The organism is Peribacillus sp. P4_C12 (genome assembly GCF_056402095.1).
In genome coordinates this window covers 1-5008 of the sequence record NZ_JBFUIB010000272.1, presented here as the reverse complement: position 1 = coordinate 5008, position 5008 = coordinate 1, and the positions used below count along the sequence as shown (strand labels likewise).

The 5008-nt window shown below is 34.1% G+C and carries 3 protein-coding genes; all 3 read right to left on the bottom strand.

The window, feature by feature from the left end; translation table 11 throughout:
• Positions 1-189: 189 nt before the first annotated feature.
• Positions 190-1614, bottom strand: a complete 1425-nt coding sequence (locus AC1DUW_RS20835; protein ID WP_083450779.1) for an APC family permease — start codon at positions 1612-1614, stop codon at positions 190-192.
• 1029 nt (positions 1615-2643) lie between these two features.
• A complete protein-coding gene (locus AC1DUW_RS20830) occupies positions 2644-3768 on the bottom strand; it encodes a histidine kinase N-terminal domain-containing protein (RefSeq protein WP_053346414.1) in 1125 nt (374 codons plus the stop codon).
• Between the two features lie 387 nt (positions 3769-4155).
• Positions 4156-5008, bottom strand: an 853-nt coding sequence (locus tag AC1DUW_RS20825; RefSeq protein WP_477643348.1) for a sigma-54 interaction domain-containing protein, incomplete at its 5' end; no start/stop codon positions are given.

The window sequence follows — 5008 nt, the reverse complement described above, 5'->3', positions numbered from 1 at the left end:
GTAGTTACTATATCAAAGGATTGTAAAGATGTAGTCATTCCGAACACTTTCATCTGAAAATATCACCTATATCCTCCCTTTATTTATGGAACAGAATAAAGACTACTCATCAAGAGTAGCCTTTTTACATTAATCAATTTATCAGCAGTGAATTTAGCTAAATGGACTAAAAGAATTATAATTTGTCTATTAACCTTCCTTAATCTCATCCATCGGCAACTGACCTTCCGTAGTATACTTCATTTTGTCTACACTGTAATTTTTTCTCATTTTAAACATTAGAATTAAACCAATAGCCCACCATCCTGCAAAAATCAGCCATTCATAAGGCCAAATTAGTGCTGCTGGCATACCTGGTAAGTATAAAGAAATAAATCCTATACTTAATATTAATGCAACCCAACCAACGATATTTGATTTACCAGCACGGAAAGGTCGTTCCATCTCGGGTGCGTGTTTCCTTAATTGAACAAATGCGATAGCCACGAAAAAGTATGCCAGGACAATAGCAAGCCCTCCTGCATCTACCAACCAAACTAACATCGGTCTCCCTAATAATGGACTAATCATGGATAAAGCACCTATAAACAAAACGGCATTGGTAGGCGTATTTGTTTTTGGATGTAATTTACCAAACCAAGCTGGAATCATCTTTTTTTCCGCCATCGAATATAACACTCGACTGCCGCCAATAATAAATGCGTTCCAGCTCGTCAAAATACCTGCAACACCGCCTATTATTAATACAGTTGCAAAAATACTCGATCCATAAACTTTAGCCATAGCATCTGCCGTTGGTAAAACTGAACTTCCTATAATACTGTTATCTAAAGAAACTCCTACAGCATATATAATTGCAATATACCAGATAACAGCAAGGCTTACAGATAATACAAGAATTTTCCCGATGAATTTTGGTTCAACATTCATTTCTTCAGCTGTTTGAGGGATAACATCAAAGCCCACAAACATGAATGGCGTCATAATGAGTACGGTAATGATTCCTACCGTTCCATCCAAAAATAACGGTTTTGCATCCGCGAAATCACTAGTAAATCCTGCTCCAAAAATTAACATCAAACCGATTAGACCGATTACAATAGTTAGAACCATTTGGAGTATAGCTGCTGATTTCACCCCAAAATAATTAATTAGTGTAACTAAAATAGAACCAATTACCCCAACAAGCACCCATGTTAAATACACATCATATCCAGTGATTGAATACATAAAACCTACTTTATAATTAGGGAATACATATTCAATTACTGTTGGCAAAGCAACGGCTTCAAACGCTACCACAGAAATATAGCCTAACGCTAGAGCCCACGATGCTACAAACGCAGCTTTAGGACCAACGCCCCTTAGGACATATGATAGGGCACCCCCGGCTGCTGGCATCGCAGAAGCTAATTCAGCATAAGTCAGTCCTACAAATGTAACTAATACTCCTCCTATTAAAAATGCTATCATAGCTCCAAGTGTTCCAGCTGATTCTATCCATGTACCTGATAATACTACCCAACCCCAACCGATCATTGCTCCAAAAGCTAGAAATAATATATCGACCTTTGAAAGTACTTTATTGAGACTTTTATTTTCTTTAATGGCAATCCATCCCTTTCATGAAAGACTCTCGAGTTAGTTACAAAAGCAGTAGAACTTTTTTCAAAAAAATAATGGCTTAAAAAAAGAATAAATAAGAGCTATTGGTTTTTATATGTATAGAACTTAACAGAGGATTGTTACTTACAAATCGATGGTGTTTAATGTATAAGTTATTATTTTTCTAATTCTCACAACCTTTCTCTACGATACCTTCATATCATATAAACATCCTCTCTTACTAAAAATTTGTAATTATATAAAATAAAAGCAAGTTTCATGCCAAGAAAAGGATTGTTAGAATATAAGGATTTAGAAGTTTCCATAACTAAAAATGATTCGATTTTGAATCAAAAACTTAATTTGTGATTCATAAATTAATTATTAACACTTTTTGATTCATATCCGAATCACAAAATGACAATTTAATTGTTTTCTTTTAGAATTTCGACATAACTTTTATGGTGAACTTACAAGGTATATTGCATCCGTTCATTTCGGGTGAAAATGAATTGATCGTCATACCAGGACAATTTATTAAAAATGTCTAAAAATCTGACACTTGTAGTAAATGCTTAAATCCGTAAATATTCAAACATGTCCGTAGTGAAAAATATCAGACTAGAGGGTTAATAATTAAATGAAAAGAAGATGCCTAAATTTCCATTACTAATTTAGGCATCTTCTTTAAATATTTATTTTTAATTCTTAGGAAAGACGAAATCACCTTTATCCGATTATTCGCTTTCATCACTCCGCCGCCCTTAGAAATCATTCTTGCCCTGTAAACTCGTACACCTAAAACCTGTAAAAGTAAGAGAATCTTGATTTTCGGGGTATATTGGCCATACAGATTTTGGTCCTCTCCCTAAAATAACCGTAAGTTTAGTGATGTGCTTCAACTATTTAGCTAAATACAACACTACAACGAGTTTCTGCTGTAAAATATGTGAATATGTATTAAGGAAACATTGGGTCTTTATATTCCTAAGATATGTATTAATCCCCATGAACTTGAACTTTTAGGTCACTAATAATTTAACTATTGGGGAAATGTATACTGAATGTTGTTAAATTGTCATTAGACACACAATTCATATAACCATCATTACTTTCTATAATCTTCTTACATACGTAAAGTCCAATTCCTGTACCTAACTCTTTTGTTGTGAAAAAGGGCTCAAAAATGGATTCTATCATTTCACTTGCAATAGCAGGTCCATTATTTGATATTCTAATAACCCGTTCATTTGGCTCAGTTATAGTATGTATTTTTAATGTTCTAGGCTGGTCTTTCCCCTTTAAAGCATCAATTGAATTTATAAAAAGGTTTAGAAATACCTGCTTTAGTCCATCCTTGCTCGCTGTTATGACAAAGTTCGGATAAATATCTATTTCTACATTAACGCTAGCATCAACAATACTCGCATATGTTAGTTGTTGGATTTCTTCAAGTAATTCCAACACAGAAATTTCCTCTCTTTGTTCCTCGTTAAAATCAGATTTAGAGGTGTGGAGGAATTGGGTTATTCTAAAATTCAGCTGATTTAGTTCATAATCTATTATATCTAAATATTTTAGATTGGGGTTCTCCCTTATTAGTAATTTATTAAACCCCATAATAGCTGTAAGAGGATTTCTGAACTCATGTACAAAGCTTGATGATATTTGTCCCAATACCGCTAATTTATCTTTGTGATTTTCACTTATAAAAGATTGTTTTTCCTCAATCACTTCATTTGTTAGATTTGTATACCTCGTTACGGCATGATAACTGAATGTATCGAAGTGTGTGTTGATTTCATCAATAAACTTCTGTATATATTTAATGGGGATATTTGCCCCAAAAACCTTTCTGACAATGATATTTCTACCTAAATTAATATTGTACAAAAAATCTCCAATATTAATATTTGCTTTAAGGCGTTCATTTGCTACCTGGTAAGCCAATTTTGTTAGCACGTCATTTGACAATGATCCCTTAAAAATATTAATGACTAGGGAGTACATCCCATATCCATTTTCTTTGATTTTTTCTTTGTAGGGGTCGATTTCATTTACTTTGATGGTCTCGTTCCATTCATTTAAAAACAGTGATTGATTTTCTTCTAAATATTGAATCAATACTTTTTTATACTTCTTTTGTTCTGATAACAATTCCATACTATTGACCACCACATTCTCTTTCGGAATTTTAGTTTATTATATTAATAACATTATTCTATATGATGTTTTAATTTCCTGCACTTCACACGACATATTATATAAGTACGATAAGCCTATCATTGTTTTATTCAAGATCTGTTAATCTTCTTATGATACGATTTTAGAATAGAAAAAACAAACTCCAAAAGGAACAAACACATGAAAAAACAGCTCGTAAAGTAGATGAAATGTTGATAAGTGACAGGGAAAATAGTCTGGAGACCACAAGTATGGTTGGTGGATAACAAAGAAACCGACCAAAATAGGTCGGGGAAGTTGGTGATTGGTTAAAAAGTATCATCAGTTAAATACTTCAAAAACACTCTGAATCACCTACTTTTTGAGTTATCGCATGATTTTGTAGGTTCTCATCTTTCTATAAAGAGTATTACGGCCAATTTTAAGTTGTTTTGCTGCGTTGCTAATATTTCCATTTGTTCGTTCCAACGCTTTTTTAATAAGTTGGATTTCTTGATCTAGCATGCTTGTAGGTTCTTGCTCCTTTGTTTCTTCTACATTTCTTGACGGAGATGAAACTGGACAAAGTGAAACGAGCAAAGCCTTTGTAATCGGATTCTGATTGGCTAGAAAAGCAGCCTGCCCTAGCACGTTTTGTAATTCGCGGAAGTTTCCTGGCCATTCATATTCGAAAATAAATGTTTTAGCATCTTCTGTTAACTCTGTACTTTCATTTCTATAGGGTAAATGCGATAAAACATGTTCAGCTAACATTAATAAATCTGTACGATTCTTTAATTTTGGAAGTTTTAAGGTTAAACCATTCAGACGAAAAAATAGATCCRCACGAAACTGTCCTGCTTCTATTTCTTTCTGTAAGTCTTTGTTAGTTGCTGCGATTATTCTCACATCGATGGGGCGCGAAGTATTACCACCAACACGTGTCACACAACGTTCCTGAAGCACCCGAAGTAAAGTCGCTTGAGCAGTAAGCGGCATATCCCCGATTTCATCCAAAAACAAGGTTCCACCATTTGCCGCTTCAAACTTCCCCTTATGTCCACCGCTATTTGCACCAGTAAAGGCACCCTTTTCATACCCAAATAACTCACTTTCTAATAAATTTTCAGGTATTGCACTGCAATTAATCGCGATAAATGGTTTATCTCTTCTTAAGCTGACACCATGAATAGATTGAGCAAACAGCTCTTTGCCTGTGCCGCTTTCACCAGTAATAAGA